The sequence below is a fragment of the uncultured Jannaschia sp. genome (assembly GCF_947494025.1).
Classification (GTDB): Bacteria; Pseudomonadota; Alphaproteobacteria; order Rhodobacterales; family Rhodobacteraceae; genus Jannaschia.
The window spans coordinates 12,348-28,708 of record NZ_CANLTQ010000030.1 but is presented as its reverse complement, the minus strand read 5'-3'; the positions used below and the strand labels follow the sequence as shown (position 1 = coordinate 28,708).

Annotated in this window: 10 protein-coding genes; 1 reads left to right on the top strand and 9 read right to left on the bottom strand. The window is 66.0% G+C overall.

The annotated features are described in order from the left end of the window. Nucleotides 1-879: 879 nt before the first annotated feature. From Q1B08_RS18350 to Q1B08_RS18325, 6 genes are all read right to left on the bottom strand, one after another. Nucleotides 880-1,557 carry a sulfotransferase family 2 domain-containing protein gene (locus Q1B08_RS18350; protein WP_299822058.1) on the bottom strand — a complete coding sequence of 226 codons (678 nt, stop codon included), beginning with the start codon at nucleotides 1,555-1,557 and terminating at the stop codon, nucleotides 880-882. Nucleotides 1,558-1,613: 56 nt separating this feature from the next. Then, nucleotides 1,614-3,740, bottom strand: a complete 2,127-nt coding sequence (gene fusA, locus Q1B08_RS18345) for an elongation factor G (protein ID WP_299822056.1) — start codon at nucleotides 3,738-3,740, stop codon at nucleotides 1,614-1,616. An 82-nt stretch (nucleotides 3,741-3,822) separates the two neighbouring features. After that, nucleotides 3,823-4,293 (bottom strand): 30S ribosomal protein S7, encoded by a 471-nt coding sequence (gene rpsG, locus Q1B08_RS18340; RefSeq protein WP_299655839.1) that lies wholly within the window; start codon nucleotides 4,291-4,293, stop codon nucleotides 3,823-3,825. Nucleotides 4,294-4,384: 91 nt separating this feature from the next. Further along, complete coding sequence (gene rpsL / locus Q1B08_RS18335; RefSeq protein WP_071673925.1) at nucleotides 4,385-4,756, bottom strand: 30S ribosomal protein S12; 372 nt, start codon at nucleotides 4,754-4,756, stop codon at nucleotides 4,385-4,387. 275 nt (nucleotides 4,757-5,031) lie between these two features. Continuing rightward, nucleotides 5,032-6,003, bottom strand: coding sequence for a DMT family transporter (locus Q1B08_RS18330; protein WP_299822050.1), 972 nt, complete (start codon nucleotides 6,001-6,003; stop codon nucleotides 5,032-5,034). After that, nucleotides 6,000-6,875: a glycosyltransferase gene (locus Q1B08_RS18325; RefSeq protein WP_299822048.1), complete on the bottom strand. Its 876-nt coding sequence runs from the start codon at nucleotides 6,873-6,875 to the stop codon at nucleotides 6,000-6,002. The genes Q1B08_RS18330 and Q1B08_RS18325 overlap by 4 nt, the downstream gene beginning before the upstream one ends. A gap of 81 nt (nucleotides 6,876-6,956) precedes the next feature. On the opposite strand from Q1B08_RS18325, the gene Q1B08_RS18320 reads away from it, so the two are divergent. Beyond that, nucleotides 6,957-7,136 (top strand): hypothetical protein, encoded by a 180-nt coding sequence (locus tag Q1B08_RS18320; RefSeq protein ID WP_299822046.1) that lies wholly within the window; start codon nucleotides 6,957-6,959, stop codon nucleotides 7,134-7,136. Between the two features lie 93 nt (nucleotides 7,137-7,229). Here Q1B08_RS18320 and rpoC read toward each other — a convergent pair whose 3' ends face one another. The 3 genes from rpoC to rplL form a co-directional block, all read right to left on the bottom strand. After that, nucleotides 7,230-11,468, bottom strand: a complete 4,239-nt coding sequence (gene rpoC / locus Q1B08_RS18315) for a DNA-directed RNA polymerase subunit beta' (RefSeq protein WP_299822043.1) — start codon at nucleotides 11,466-11,468, stop codon at nucleotides 7,230-7,232. A gap of 73 nt (nucleotides 11,469-11,541) precedes the next feature. After that, the gene (rpoB, locus tag Q1B08_RS18310; protein ID WP_299822041.1) at nucleotides 11,542-15,681 is read right to left on the bottom strand and encodes a DNA-directed RNA polymerase subunit beta; all 4,140 of its coding nucleotides are present in this window, start codon (nucleotides 15,679-15,681) and stop codon (nucleotides 11,542-11,544) included. A 233-nt stretch (nucleotides 15,682-15,914) separates the two neighbouring features. Next, entirely contained in the window at nucleotides 15,915-16,295 is a 381-nt protein-coding gene (gene rplL / locus Q1B08_RS18305; RefSeq protein ID WP_299822039.1) for a 50S ribosomal protein L7/L12, read from the bottom strand. Nucleotides 16,296-16,361 lie beyond the last annotated feature (66 nt).

Sequence of the window (16,361 nt, the reverse complement as noted above, 5' to 3'; positions counted from 1 at the left end):
CACCGCGCGAACATGCGCAATCCGCGTGGCCGCTCCCAAAATAAACCGGGAGCTGGGAAATGCATAAGACAAGAGGGAGACGTGGTTCGGCCATTCCGGTCGGAGACGAATGCACGAGCCATCGGTCAGCCACGGACGGCCCGCCTCGGGTTGCCTCGGACGGCACGTTCCGTTTCGTCGGGGAAACGGCCCGCCGGGGCCTTTCCTGATCGGCCCTGCGATACCAGCACGTCCACCTGCCGTAGCTTCGCAACGATCTCTTCCAGCTTGCGCCTCTTCTGTCCCGTTCCTCCATGCTCCATCCGGCTCGTAAGCCTACGTCAGGGAGGACCGCTCTTGAGAAGGCAGACCAGAGCGCTGCCGGCGAACGGCTGTCCGGCGCGTCGCCGTTCGGCCGCGGGACGCGGACCGTCATCGTCGGGCTCGCCTGCGAAGCTTCGATCGCGCCGCGGGCGATCGTGGCGTGATGGACCGGCCTGCGTTCCGCATCCATGCCGAGACCCGGCTCACCCCGGCCCGGTCGCCCGGCACCGTCGCGATCCTAGACAACCTGGACACCCGCGAGAGCCCGAAAGCGGCCGGGATCCGGAACGGCCAAGAAGGACCGGAACTTCTTCAGCGCCGCGGGATACGCGCCCGATTGAACGCAGACCGCTTTAGCGGCAACAACGGAGAGAGGCACAGCGACGAAAGGCCCTGAGGCGGGGAGCAATGCATCAGGTCGCGTCCCGCCAGAGCCAAACGAACTATCAGGCTCGCGTAGCGCGACATCTCGAAGGTATCCGGCTATATTCCTGACCTGTGTCGTGCGGTCCGGACATTGCAACGACGGGGTATACGTCCCGCATCCCGTTCATTGCCAGAATCGCAATCCCAGCTTCAGACTGCAACCGCTACCTTGCTCGGGCTGGATACGGGATCGAACCACCGGCTGAAAAGCTCGTGATCCTCGCGGAACGCATCGTCGATCTCCGCAACCAGCTCCGGGGTTAGCTCGGCCGGGTCGATTTTTCTCTTCGATGGATTCCGGTGACGCAACTTCGCATCCGAGCCAGACCGCTCACGGACCGTCGCCGCAAGCTCCTCGATTTCTGACAGCCGGTATATACGATCGAACCATGCCGGATCGCGCCCGAGGAAACGGGACAGGGGCATGGAATGGTTGCGGACGACGGGAGATAACTTCCGGTATCCATCCAACTGTTCAACGAACTCGCGGAAGGACGGCTCAAGAGGCAGCCCCGCCTGCTGCAAACGCCGCGCCGCACCTTTCTGTTTGCGCATCTCGCCGCCAAGGACCTTGCTTTCGTAGCAGGACTTCACGCGACTCACGGGCGCGCGAACAAGGGCGAACTTGAAATGATCGCCGATCTTGTCGTGCGCCAACTTAGCGAAGGGGATCGAACGAGACAAAGCGTGTACCGTGTACCGCTTGGCTCCGACCCGGAAGTTCCGGAATGCGAATCCGTTCTGCACCTCGAACATGAAGTGTTTCAACGTCGAACAGGCGCATTTCGGAACGCTGACATAGGTCAGTTTCTGGTCGAACAGATGCATCGCTTTCCCCGGGAACCGTGGCGCGCCGAACCGAGGCCCGGCGCGCGGCGTGACGCTTACGCGTACTTCTTCTGAATCTCTTCCGAGATGTTCTGCGGGACCGGATCGTAGTGGTCGAACTGCATCGTGAACTGCGCACGGCCCGAGGACATGGAGCGCAGCGTGTTGATATAGCCGAACATGTTCGCCAGAGGCACGAAGCAGTCGATCGCGATCGCGTTGCCGCGGGTATCCTGCCCGTTCACCTGCCCGCGCCGGGAGGTCAGGTCGCCGATGATGCCGCCGGTATATTCCTCAGGCGTGATCACCTCGACCTTCATGACCGGCTCGAGCAGCTTGGCGCCCGCCTTGCGCATGCCTTCGCGCATGCACATGCGGCCCGCGATCTCGAAGGCGAGGACCGACGAGTCGACGTCGTGGAACTTCCCGTCCAGCAACTGAACCTTGAAGTCGATCACCGGGAAGCCCGCGAGCGGGCCGCTGTCCATGACCGATTTGATACCCTTTTCGACACCGGGGACATACTCTTTGGGCACCGCGCCGCCGACGATCTTGGATTCGAAGGAGAACCCTTCGCCCGGCTCCGTCGGCGTGATCAGCAGCTTGACCTCGGCGAACTGCCCGGAACCGCCCGACTGCTTCTTGTGGGTGTAGGTATGCTCGACCTCGTGACCGATGGTCTCGCGGTAGGCCACCTGCGGCGCGCCGATATTGGCCTCGACCTTGAACTCGCGCTTGAGGCGATCAACCAGGATGTCGAGGTGCAATTCGCCCATGCCCTTCATGATCGTCTGACCGGATTCGATATCGGTTTCGACACGGAAGGACGGGTCTTCAGCGGCCAGACGGGCCAGGCCCTGAGACATCTTTTCCTGGTCGGCCTTGGTCTTCGGCTCAACCGCAATCTCGATGACCGGATCGGGGAAGGTCATCGTCTCGAGCACGACCGGATCGCTCGCGTCCGACAGGGTGTCGCCCGTGGTCGTGTCCTTGAGACCGGCCAGCGCGATGATGTCACCCGCGAACGCTTCCGTGATTTCCTCACGGTTGTTCGAGTGCATCATCATCATCCGACCGACCCGCTCCTTCTTGCCCTTCGTGGTGTTCAGGAGCGTGTCGCCCTTGTTCAGAACGCCCGAATAGATGCGGGTGAAGGTCAGGGAGCCGACGAACGGGTCGTTCATGATCTTGAACGCGAGGCCGGCGAAGGGCATCGAATCGTCCGCGCGGCGTGGAATGTTGCGCGTCTCTTCCTCGTCGCCCGGACGGAAGCCCATGTAGTCGACAACGTCCATCGGCGACGGCAGGTAGTCGATGACCGCGTTGAGCAAAGGCTGGACGCCCTTGTTCTTGAAGGCGGAGCCGCCCAGCACAGGCACGAAGGACAGCGACAGGCAACCCTTGCGCAGCATTCCGCGCAATGCGTCGGTCTCGGGCTCGGCCGCGTCCATCAGATACGCTTCCATGGCGTCGTCGTCCATTTCGACGGCGGCCTCGATCATTTTGCCGCGCCATTCTTCGGCCATTGCCTTGAGCTCTTCGCGGACGGGCTGCTTGATCCAGGACGCACCGAGGTCCTCGCCCTTCCAGACCCACTCTTCCATGGTCACGAGATCGATCAGGCCTTCCAGCTCGTTCTCGGCGCCGATGGGCAGGGCGACGGGCACGGCGCGGGCGCCGGTGCGGTCCTCGATCATGCGGACGCAGTTGAAGAAGTCGGCGCCGATCTTGTCCATCTTGTTGACGAACACGATGCGCGGAACTTTGTAGCGGTCGGCCTGACGCCAGACGGTCTCGGTCTGCGGCTCCACGCCGGCATTGGCGTCGAGCACGCAGACGGCGCCGTCGAGCACGGCCAGCGAACGCTCGACCTCGATGGTGAAGTCCACGTGACCGGGCGTGTCGATGATGTTCATCCGGTACTTCGTGTCGGAGGTGCCGTCCTGCGTCGGCTCTTCCTGACGCTGCCAGAAGGTCGTGGTCGCGGCCGAGGTGATGGTGATCCCCCGCTCCTGCTCCTGCTCCATCCAGTCCATCGTCGCGGCGCCGTCATGGACTTCGCCGAGGTTGTGGGACTTGCCGGTGTAGAACAGGATGCGCTCGGAGCAGGTCGTCTTCCCGGCGTCGATATGCGCCATGATGCCGAAGTTGCGGTAGCGCTTGAGGGGATAATCGCGGGCCATGGGGCTTACCTCGAATGGGAGGAGAGGACGGGTGACGGGGGCCCGGACGGCCCGCCGCGTGTCGTTCAGATAGGTACTGGACTTACCAGCGGTAGTGGCTGAACGCCTTGTTGGCGTCGGCCATCTTGTGGGTATCTTCGCGCTTCTTGACGGCGGAGCCGCGCGACTGGACGGCATCGATCAGCTCGCCGGCCAGACGGGCCTCCATCGTGTTCTCGTTGCGGGCACGTGCGGCGTTGATGAGCCAGCGGATGGCCAGCGCCTCGCGGCGCTCGGGGCGGACCTCGACGGGCACCTGATACGTGGCGCCGCCGACCCGGCGGGAGCGGACCTCGACGGACGGCTTCACGTTGTCGAGCGCCTCGGTGAAGACCTCGATGGGCGAGCGCTTCAGCTTGCCCTCGACGCGATCCATCGCGCTGTAGACGATCTTTTCGGCGACCGACTTCTTGCCGTCGATCATCAGGTTGTTCATGAACTTGGTCAGAACCTTGTCCCCGAACTTGGCGTCGGGGAGGACTTCGCGCTTCTCTGCGGCGTGACGGCGGGACATCTGCTATACTCTCTTCGTTTCGGTCATCCTCGGGCGGCGCCCCAGGACCTCGTGGATGGAGATCCCCGCGCCGGCGGGGATGACGAAATGCTTACTTGGGACGCTTCGCACCGTACTTGGAGCGGCGCTGGCGGCGGTCCTTGACGCCCTGCGTGTCGAGCACGCCGCGAAGGATGTGGTAGCGGACGCCCGGAAGGTCCTTCACGCGGCCGCCGCGGATCAGGACCACGGAGTGTTCCTGCAGATTGTGGCTTTCGCCCGGGATGTAGGAGATCACCTCGTAGCCGTTCGTCAGGCGCACCTTGGCGACCTTCCGCATGGCCGAGTTCGGCTTCTTCGGCGTGGTGGTGTAGACGCGCGTGCAGACGCCGCGCTTCTGCGGGCAGCTCTCGAGGTGCTGGGACTTGGACCGCTTGACCTTGGGCTGCCGCGGCTTGCGGATCAGCTGCTGGATGGTGGGCATCAGGGGTTCCCCGTAATCAGTTCAAACACTTGTCCGGTTCGGACGCGCCAAAGACCTAAGGCCGCATTCGCCCGGAATTCCGACCTGGACGATGCGGTTTGGTGACAGAGGATGCGGGAAGCAGTATCCCGGATCTTGTGCGATGGTTCTGGCTTGTCCGGATCGGACGCGCGCGCCCGGACCGAATTGAGGCCGCACATAGGCGAATCGCGTCAGGGTGTCAACGCGCCCCGCCCGGCCCCGCCCCGCCGTGTTACGGGCGTGTTATGGCTGTGTTATGGCTGTGGCACATCCGTGGGCCGGGCCGTCCCCGTGCCGGGAGACCCACTCGGGCGGTCCGGAATGGCGGGCGGCCCGGCGGGGCGCGGGGCCGGCGCGGTCCCGCCCTCGCGCCAGAGGGTGTAGAGCCCCGTGCCGGCGATCAGGGTCGCGCCGATCAGGGTAAGCGGCTTCGGCCATTCGTCGAACACCGCCCAGCCCAGCATCAGCCCCCAGACGAGGGCCGTGTAGCGGAACGGCGTGACGGCGGCGACCTCACCCACCCGCATCGCCATGATCGAGAACAGGTAGCCGAAGAAGATGAAGGTCGCCGCGGCCAGAACGAGGCCGCCGCGGCGCGCATCGACGGGGCCCCAATCCTCGAACAGCGTGAGCGCGAGGCCGAGCAGCATCACGCCCGTGGCGGTGAAGATCGCGACCTTGAGCGAGGGCACGTCCGGCGACAGCCGTCGGGTGATGAGGTCGCGCGCCGTGATGGTCAGCATCGCGGAAAGCGCGACAAGCGACCAGCCGTCGAAATCCGCGCCGCCCGGCCGCACGACCAGGAGGACGCCGACGAAGCCGACCGCGATCGCCATCCAGCGGCGCCATCCGACGCGCTCCCCGAAGAAGATCGCGCTCGCCGCGGTGATCGTCAGCGGCAGGACCTGCAGGATCGCCGTCACGTTGGCGAGCGGCATATGCGTGAGCGCGAGCACGAAGGGGTAGAACGACACGACCTCGGCTATCGACCGACCGATCACCAAGGGCATGTCCGCCCGAGGGATCGGGCGGCGCAGCGCGCCGGTCACGTGGGCGAGGAATGCGATCAGGAGCATGGCCCCGATCCCGCGCAGGAACACGATCTGGAAGGTCGGCAGGCCGAGGGCCAGGAACTTGATCGTGGCGTCGTTGAAGCTGAACGCGGCCATGGAGCCCATCATCAGCATCGACCCGCGCAGGTTGTCCGTCATCGCGGGGCGCGTCACCGACCGGCCCCGTCGGGATCCGGCGCCATCAGGGAGGTCGTCCGGGCGGGGTCGAGGCCGAACCGTTCGGCCAGCACCGAAAGCCCGTCCGGCGTCTCCAGCGCCTCCGCATGCGGCGGGACCGTGCGCCCGCTGTCGTTAAGATCGTGAAGCGTCCGGACGAACATCGGGGCGTCGCCGGGCTCGAGAAAGGTCGGCACGAAGCTCGCGATGCGGCGGTGGTTGTAGCGATAGACGCAGGTCGCGATCGCCGCGTCCGTGATCATCGCGCAGGCGACGCTGGGCGCGCAGGTTTCGCGCAGGGCGTGGAACGGCCGGTCCGGGGCGCGAAGGTTCCAGCTCAGCCCATGCGTGAAGGCAAGCGCGGTCGGCCCCGTCGCGAAGCCCCCCGCGAGGAGGGCGTCGCTCCGCGCGCGCGTCCGCGCCACGTAGTCCCGGGCGACCGCATCGTCGTCGTCGAGGCGGAAGCCGGTCACATGCGTGCTGTCGCCGTCCACGGCCTGCCGGAATGCGCGCTTGGCGGAGGAAAGCGGCCCGCCGGCGGGATGGAGGCAAAGGTCGAGGAACGCGTGATCGGCGCAGAGCGACCGGAGCCGGTCCCGCGAGGCGGCCGGCAGCGTCTCGCCCGCGAGGATCACGCACCGGAACGCGTCGTCGGTCTGCGCGGCGAGCGACGGCAGCGTGATCCCCTCGAACCAGGCGAACCGCCGGTCGAGCCGCGCGGGATCATAGAGCATCGCCTCCAGCGCCCCTGCCCCGAGTCGGCTCGCCGCGAAGCCCCCCGTCGCGGGGAAGGAGAAGCGGATCACGCCGACGATCTGGTTGCGCAGGGCCATGCGCCGGTAGCTGACACGGGCGCCCGGGACGGACAACGGACAAAAACCGGGCGGCTTCGGCCGGTGGCGCCGGTCGGATTAACGGTCTGGAAAGGGAGCGCGCGCCAGAGTGACGGCATGATGCTCGCTCACCTGATCCTCGCAGTCGTTACCGGGCTGCTCTGCGCCGCCATCGCGATCGCCGGCGGCTGGTCGCTCCTCTGGGGGCTCGCCGTCTATTCCCTCGGCGGCTCGCTGGGGCTTCTGTTGTCGGTCTCCGCCGTTCTCCTGCGCGACGTCCTCCGCCCCCGCTCCTGACCGCACCGGGATCGCGGGCCCGAACGAAAAAAGGCCCCCGGCGGTTCGCTCCGCCGGGGGCCTTTCGGTTTTTGCGAGGGCCGCGGCCGGGGATCACTCCCCCGGCTGTTCCTCGGGCGTGCGGAACGCGTCCTCCGCCGACGGCCGCGCCGTCGGGGTCGGTGCGGCGAGCGCGGCAGCCTTCTCGGCCTCGATCCGCGCCTCCTCGATGACGACGCTGTCGCGCTGCGTGGCGATAGCCCGCATCTTCTGGGTCGCGCCGCCGGTGCCCGCAGGGATCAGCCGGCCGACGATGACGTTCTCCTTCAGGCCCACGAGCTTGTCGCGCTTGCCCTGCACCGAAGCTTCGGTGAGCACCCGCGTCGTCTCCTGGAAGGAGGCGGCCGAGATGAAGCTGCGGGTCTGCAGCGACGCCTTGGTGATCCCGAGGAGGATCGGCTCGGCCTGCGCGCGGCGGTCGCCCCGCTTCTCGGCCTTCGCGTTCGCCTCGTCGAGCTCCGCCTTGTCGATATGCTCCCCTTTCAGAAGCGTGGTGTCGCCCGAGTCGAGCACCTCGAACTTCTGCAGCATCTGCCGGACGATGACCTCGATATGCTTGTCGTTGATCTTCACGCCCTGCAGCCGGTAGACGTCCTGCACCTCGTCGATGAGGTAGTCGGCCAGCGCCTCGATCCCCAGGATGCGAAGGATGTCATGCGGCGCGGGGTTGCCGTCCATGATGTAGTCGCCCTTCTGGACGAAGTCGCCCTCCGCGACGGGGATGTGCTTGCCCTTCGGGATCATGTAGTCCAGCGGCTCCATGCTCTCGTCGGTCGGCACGACCGTGATCCGGCGCTTGTTCTTGTAGTCCTTGCCGAACTTCACGTAACCGTCGGCCTCCGCGATGATCGCGTGGTCCTTGGGCCGGCGCGCCTCGAACAGTTCCGCCACGCGCGGCAGGCCGCCCGTGATGTCCTTGGTCTTGGCGCCCTCGCGCGGAATGCGCGCGACCACGTCGCCCGCCTTCAGCATCTGGCCGTCCTCGATCGACAGGATCGCGTCCACCGACATCGGATAGGTGACCGGGTTGCCCGCCTCGTTGCGCACCGGCTCCCCGTCCCCGCCGACGACCAGGACCTCGGGCTTGAGGTCGCTGCCCTTGGGCGCGGACCGCCAGTCGGTCACGATCTTCTGGGTCATGCCCGTCGCGTCGTCGGTCTCGTCGCGCACCGAGATGCCCGCATAAAGATCGACGAAGCGCGCCTTGCCGTCCGCTTCCGCGATGATCGGGAGGGTGTAGGGATCCCACTCGAAGAGCTTGTCGCCCCGCGCCACCGTCGCGCCATCCTCGACATGGAGGGTCGTGCCGTAGCCGAGCTTGTGGCTGGCCCGCTCCTCCCCGTTCTCGTCGATGATGACGAGGGTCATGTTGCGCCCCATCACGATCGTCTGACCGGCATCGTTGGTCAGCGTGTTCTGGTTGCGCAGCGCGACCGTGCCGGCGGCCGAGGCTTCCATGAACGATTGCTGGCCACCCTGCGCGACGCCGCCGATGTGGAAGGTCCGCATCGTCAGCTGCGTGCCCGGCTCGCCGATGGATTGCGCGGCGATGATGCCCACGGCCTCGCCGAGGTTCACCTTGGTGCCGCGGGCGAGGTCGCGCCCGTAGCAGGCGGCGCAGACGCCCTCCTCCGCCTCGCAGGTCAGCGGCGACCGGATGCGCATGGAGACGACGCTGGCGACGTCGATCACGTCGGCGCGCCGCTCGTCGATCAGTTCGCCGGCCTTGACGATCACCTCGCCGGTGCCCGGCGCGATCACGTCGTCGGCCGCGACCCGGCCCAGCACGCGCTCGGCCAGCGTGGCCACCACCTCGCCGTCATTCACGGCGGCCGAGGCGGTGATCGCCTTTTCGGTCCCGCAATCGTCGCTACGGACGATGCAGTCCTGCGCCACGTCCACGAGACGCCGCGTGAGGTAGCCCGAGTTCGCGGTCTTGAGCGCCGTGTCCGACAGACCCTTCCGCGCGCCGTGGGTGGAGTTGAAGTACTCCAGCACGGTCAGGCCTTCCTTGAAGTTCGAGATGATCGGCGTCTCGATGATGTCGCCGTTCGGCTTCGCCATCAGGCCGCGCATCCCGCCCAGCTGCTTCATCTGCGTGACCGAGCCGCGCGCGCCGGAATGGGCCATCATGTAGACCGAGTTCGGCTCGTTCTCCGCGCCGTTCTCGTCGTTGCCCGCGACCGAGATGGTGGACATCATGGCCTCAGTCACCTTGTCGTTGCACTTCGACCAGGCGTCCACGACCTTGTTGTACTTCTCGCCCTGGGTGATCAGGCCGTCCATGTATTGCTGCTCGAAATCCTTGACCTGGTTCCGGGTGGCCTCGACGGTCTCCCACTTGGCGTCGGGGACGACCATGTCGTCCTTGCCGAACGAGATGCCGGCCTTGAAGGCCTCGCGGAAGCCCAGCGTCATGATCTGGTCGCAGAAGATGACCGACTCCTTCTGGCCGCAATAGCGGTAGACGGTGTCGATGACCTGCTGCACCTCCTTCTTGCGAAGCAGGCGGTTGACCAGGTCGAACGGCGCCTTGGCGTTGAGCGGCAGCATGGAGCCCAGCCGGACGCGGCCCGGCGTGGTCTCGTAGAGCTTGCCGACCTCCTCGCCCATCTCGTCGATCTGGGTGACGCGGGCCTTGATCCGGGCGTGCAGATGCACCTCACCCGCCTCGAGCGCGTGGGTCACCTCGTCCACCGAGGAGAAGATCATCCCCTCGCCCTTCATGCCCGAACGCTCCATCGAGACGTAATACAGGCCCAGCACCATGTCCTGCGACGGCACGATGATCGGCGCGCCGTTGGCGGGCGACAGCACGTTGTTCGTGGACATCATCAGGACGCGCGCTTCCAGCTGCGCCTCGAGCGAGAGCGGCACGTGGACGGCCATCTGGTCGCCGTCGAAGTCGGCGTTGAAGGCCGAGCAGACGAGCGGGTGCAGCTGGATCGCCTTGCCCTCGATGAGGACCGGCTCGAAGGCCTGGATGCCCAGACGGTGCAGCGTCGGTGCGCGGTTCAGCAGGACCGGATGCTCCCGGATCACCTCGTCGAGGATGTCCCAGACCTCGGGACGCTCCTTTTCCACGAGCTTCTTGGCCTGCTTCACGGTCGACGACAGGCCCTTGGCCTCGAGCCGCGAATAGATGAACGGCTTGAACAGCTCGAGCGCCATCTTCTTCGGCAGGCCGCATTGATGCAGCTTGAGCTCCGGGCCCGTCACGATGACCGAACGGCCCGAGAAGTCCACGCGCTTGCCGAGCAGGTTCTGACGGAACCGGCCCTGCTTGCCCTTGAGCATGTCGGAGAGCGACTTCAGCGGCCGCTTGTTGGCGCCGGTGATGACGCGGCCGCGACGGCCGTTGTCGAACAGCGCGTCCACGGATTCCTGCAGCATCCGCTTCTCGTTGCGCACGATGATGTCGGGCGCGCGCAGCTCGATGAGCCGCTTGAGGCGGTTGTTGCGGTTGATGACCCGGCGATAGAGATCGTTCAGGTCCGACGTCGCGAACCGGCCGCCGTCCAGCGGGACGAGCGGGCGCAGTTCCGGCGGGATGACCGGGACGACGGTGAGGATCATCCATTCCGGGCGGTTGCCGGATTCGATGAAGCTCTCGACGATCTTCAGCCGCTTGATGATCTTCTTCGGCTTGAGCTCGCCCGTGGCCTCCTTGAGGTCCTCGCGCAGCGTCGCGGCCTCCTGCTCGAGGTCGATGGCGGCCAGCATCTCGCGGATCGCCTCGGCCCCGATATTGGCCTGGAACGCGTCGGCGCCGTAGGCGTCCTGCGCGTCCATGAACTCCTCCTCGGTCATCAGCTGACCGTAGGTGAGGTCGGTGAGGCCCGGCTCGATGACCACGTAGTTCTCGAAGTAGAGGATCCGCTCGAGGTCGCGGAGCGTCATGTCCAGCATGAGGCCGATGCGCGAGGGCAGCGACTTCAGGAACCAGATATGCGCGACCGGCGAGGCCAGCTCGATATGGCCCATGCGCTCGCGCCGGACCTTCTGCAGCGTCACCTCGACGCCGCACTTCTCGCAGACGACGCCGCGATACTTCATGCGCTTGTACTTGCCGCACAGGCATTCGTAATCCTTGATCGGACCGAAGATGCGCGCGCAGAACAGGCCGTCACGCTCGGGCTTGAACGTGCGGTAGTTGATCGTCTCGGGCTTCTTGATCTCGCCGTAGGACCACGAGAGGATCCGCTCGGGGGAGGCCAGCGAGACCTTGATCTCGTCGAACACCTTCTGCGGCGCGACGGGATTGAACGGGTTGTTGGTCAGTTCCTGGTTCATGAGGATACCTTTGCGAAAAGGGTGCGTCGGGGAAGGACGGGCGCGCGGTGAACGCGCGCCCCTTGGGCCGGGATCACCCCTGCTCTTCCTCCGAGTCCAGAAGCTCCATGTTCAGGCCGAGGCCGCGGACTTCCTTGACGAGCACGTTGAAGCTCTCGGGAACGCCCGCCTCGAAGTTGTCCTCGCCCTTGACGATCGATTCGTAGACCTTGGTCCGGCCGGCCACGTCGTCGGATTTCACCGTCAGCATCTCCTGCAGGGTGTAGGCCGCGCCGTAGGCCTCGAGCGCCCAGACCTCCATCTCGCCGAAGCGCTGGCCGCCGAACTGCGCCTTGCCGCCCAGGGGCTGCTGCGTGACGAGGCTGTAGGGCCCGGTCGAGCGCGCGTGGATCTTGTCGTCCACGAGGTGGTGCAGCTTCAGCAGGTACTTCACGCCGACGGTCACCTGGCGCGAGAACTTCTCGCCGGTGCGTCCGTCGAACAGGTCGGACTGGCCCGACGTGTCGAAGCCCGCGCGGGTCAGGGCGTCGTTGACGTCCCCTTCCTTGGCGCCGTCGAAGACCGGCGTGGCGATCGGCACGCCGTGGATGACGTTGCCCGCCACCTCGACCAGCTGATCGTCGTCCATCGACGCCATCGCCTCCTCGTAGGCCTCCTCGCCATAGGCGATCTTCATCGCGTCGCGCACCGGGGTCAGGTCGCCGGAGCGCCGGTAATCGTCCAGCGCCTCGTCGATCTTGAGCCCCAGACCGCGCGCGGCCCAACCCATATGGGTCTCGAGGATCTGGCCCACGTTCATCCGCGACGGCACGCCCAGCGGGTTCAGCACGAAGTCGACCGGCGTGCCGTCCGCGAGGAACGGCATGTCCTCCATCGGCACGACCTTGGAGATGACGCCCTTGTTGCCGTGACGGCCGGCCATCTTGTCGCCGGGCTGAAGCTTGCGCTTTACCGCGATGAAGACCTTGACCATCTTCATCACGCCCGGCGGCAGGTCGTCGCCGCGGCGCACCTTCTCCACCTTGTCCTCGAACCGCGCCTCGAGGGTGCGCTTCTGGATCTCGTACTGCTCGTTCAGGGCCTCGACCTGCTTGGCCGATTCCTCGTCCTCCAGCGCGATCTGCCACCATTGGCCACGGCTCAGGGGCTCGAGCGCCGCGTCGTCGACGATCGTGTTCGGCCTGAAGCCCTTCGGACCCTTCACCGCATTCTTGCCCTCGATCATGCCCTTGAGACGGGCATAGATGTTGCGGTCGAGGATCTCGCGCTCGTCGTCGCGGTCGCGCGCCAGGCGCTCGACCAGCTCGCGCTCGATCTGCAGCGCCCGCTCGTCCTTCTCCACGCCGTGGCGGTTGAAGACGCGGACCTCGACCACGGTGCCGTAATCGCCCGGCTTCACCCGCAGCGAGGTGTCGCGCACGTCGGAGGCCTTCTCCCCGAAGATCGCGCGGAGCAGCTTCTCCTCCGGCGTCATCGGGCTCTCGCCCTTGGGGGTGATCTTGCCCACGAGGATGTCGCCCGGCTCCACGTCGGCGCCGATATAGACGATGCCCGCCTCGTCGAGGTTGCGCAGCGCCTCCTCGCCGACGTTCGGGATGTCGCGGGTGATCTCCTCCGGCCCGAGCTTGGTGTCGCGGGCCGCGACCTCGAACTCCTCGATATGGATCGAGGTGAAGACGTCGTCGCGCGAGACGCGCTCGGAGATCAGGATCGAGTCCTCGTAGTTGTAGCCGTTCCACGGCATGAAGGCGACGATGACGTTCTTGCCGAGCGCCAGCTCCCCCATGTCGGTGGACGGGCCGTCCGCGATGACCTCGTTCTTGGTGACCGCGTCGCCCACCTTCACCAGCGGACGCTGGTTGATGCAGGTGTTCTGGTTCGACCGCTGGAACTTGCGCAGACGGTAGATGTCCACGCCGGCATCGCCGAGGGCGAGATCCTCGGTGGCGCGCACGACGATCCGCTCGGCGTCGACCTGGTCGATCACGCCGCCGCGCCGCGCCATGATGGCGGCGCCGGAATCGCGGGCCACGACGCCCTCCATGCCGGTGCCCACGAAGGGCGCGTCGGCGCGCAGGAGCGGCACGGCCTGGCGCTGCATGTTGGAGCCCATCAGCGCGCGGTTCGCGTCGTCGTTCTCGAGGAACGGGATCAGCGCCGCGGCGACCGAGACGAGCTGCTTCGGCGACACGTCGATCAGGTCGACGTTGTCGCGGCTCTGCAGCATGTAGTCGCCCGACTGGCGGGTGGAGACGAGCTCGTTCTCGAACTTGCCGTCATGCGTGAGCTGCGCGTTGGCCTGCGCCACCGTGTGCCGCATCTCCTCGGTCGCGGACATGTAGTGCACCTCGTCGGTGACCTGTCCGTCCTTCACGACCCGGTAGGGCGTCTCGATGAAGCCGTACTTGTTCACCCGCGCGAAGGTGGCGAGCGAGTTGATCAGGCCGATGTTCGGGCCTTCCGGCGTCTCGATCGGGCACATCCGGCCGTAATGGGTCGGATGCACGTCGCGGACCTCGAAGCCCGCCCGCTCCCGCGTCAGGCCGCCCGGCCCGAGCGCCGACAGGCGCCGCTTGTGCGTCACCTCGGAAAGCGGATTGGTCTGGTCCATGAACTGCGACAGCTGCGAGGAGCCGAAGAACTCGCGCACCGCAGCGGCCGCCGGCTTCGCGTTGATGAGGTCCTGCGGCATCACCGTGTCGATCTCGACCGAGGACATGCGCTCCTTGATGGCGCGCTCCATGCGCAGGAGGCCGACGCGGTACTGGTTCTCCATCAGCTCGCCGACCGAACGCACCCGGCGGTTGCCGAGATGGTCGATGTCGTCGATCTCGCCGCGCCCGTCGCGCAGCTCCACCAGCGCCTTGACGCAGGCGAGGATGTCCTCGTCGCGCAGGGTGCGGACCGTGTCCTCGGCGTCGAGGTCGAGGCGCATGTTCATCTTCACCCGGCCCACGGCCGAAAGGTCGTAGCGCTCGCCGTCGCGGAAGAGCTGGTCGAACAGCGCCTGCGCCGCGTCGACGGTGGGCGGCTCGCCCGGACGCATCACGCGGTAGATGTCCATCAGCGCCCCGTCGCGACCGACATTCTTGTCGGCGGCCATCGTGTTGCGGATGTACGGACCGACGGTGACGTTGTCGATGTCGAGGACCGGGATGTCGTCCACGCCCGCGTCCAGCAGCTCTTTCAGGGTGCCGCCCGACACCTCGCCGTCCTTGCCGATCTCCCAGGTGAGCTCGTCGCCGGCCTCGGCGAAGATGGCGCCGTTCGACTCGTCGATGATGTCACGCGCCGCGAACTTGCCGACGATCGCGTCGAAGGGCACGAGGATCTCGTCGACGTCGCCCTCCTCGCGGAGCTTCTTGACTTGACGCGGCGTGACCTTCTTGCCGGCCTCGAGCACGACCTCGCCCGTGGCCGCGTTGATCACGTCCATCGCCGGACGCTGACCGTTGTAGCGCTCGGGGAAGAACTTGGTGGCCCAGCCCTCGCCACGACGGTGCTTGTACTCCACCGTGTCGTAATAGGCGTTCATGATGCCTTCCTGATCCATGCCGAGGGCATAGAGCAGGGTCGTCACCGGCAGCTTCCGGCGCCGGTCGATGCGGCAGAAGACGAGGTCCTTGGCGTCGAACTCGAAGTCGAGCCAGGAGCCGCGATAGGGGATGATCCGGCAGGCGAAGAGCAGCTTGCCCGAGGAATGCGTCTTGCCCTTGTCGTGGTCGAAGAACACGCCCGGCGAGCGGTGCATCTGGGAGACGATGACCCGTTCGGTGCCGTTCACGATGAAGGTGCCGTTCTTCGTCATCAGGGGCATGTCGCCCATGAAGACGTCCTGCTCCTTGATGTCCTTGACGGACTTCGCGCCAGTATCCTCGTCGGCATCGAACACGATCAGGCGCAGCGTGACCTTCAGCGGCGCCGAATAGGTCATGTCGCGCGTCTGGCATTCCTCGACGTCGTATTTCGGTGCCTCGAGCTCGTACTTCACGAATTCGAGAACCGCCGTCTCGTTGAAGTCCTTGATCGGAAAGACCGACTGAAACGTCCCCATGAGGCCTTCGCCGTCGAGCGGATCCTCCCCGTCACCGGACTTGAGGAAGAGGTCGTAGGACGACTTCTGGACCTCGATGAGGTTCGGCATCTGGAGGACTTCCTCCAGCTTGCCGTAATACCGACGGATACGTTTGGAGGACGCCTGCGTCTGAGCCATGTGCTGCTCGCCTTTCAAGTTTCGCGCCATGGGTCCCGTCGGGCACCGGGGACCATGGCCTGCGAAATGGTCGTGTGAGGGGGGACCATCTAGCGCACCGTCCCACGGGCGCGCCCCCGTCCCCGACCTCCTGACCGGGAAAACCCGAGCGAACGGGCTTGCCGAGACAGGAGCGGGTGGCACCGGTTCTCCGGTGCCACCCAGCGTTCAGATCGGCCGCCGAAGCGGGGCGATCACTTAAGCTCGACTTCGGCGCCGGCCGCTTCGAGCTTCGACTTGATCTCTTCGGCCTCGTCCTTGGAGACCTGCTCCTTGACGGGCTTGCCGCCGGCCTCGACGAGGTCCTTGGCTTCCTTCAGGCCGAGCCCGGTGATGCCGCGGACTTCCTTGATCACGTTGATCTTGGAGGCGCCGGCCGACTTCAGGATGACGTCGAACTCGGTCTGCTCCTCGGCGGCGGCGGCGCCGCCCGCGTCGGCCGGACCGGCCATCATGACCGCGCCGCCAGCGGCGGGCTCGATGCCGTACTCGTCCTTGAGGATGGTTTTCAGTTCCTGGGCCTCGAGAAGCGTCAGACCAACGATCTCTTCGGCGAGTTTCTTCAGATCAGCCATTTTACTGTTTCCGTTTCGTTAAGATGTGTTCCGGAGCCGGGCCGTTCAAGGCCGCGACGAAGGATG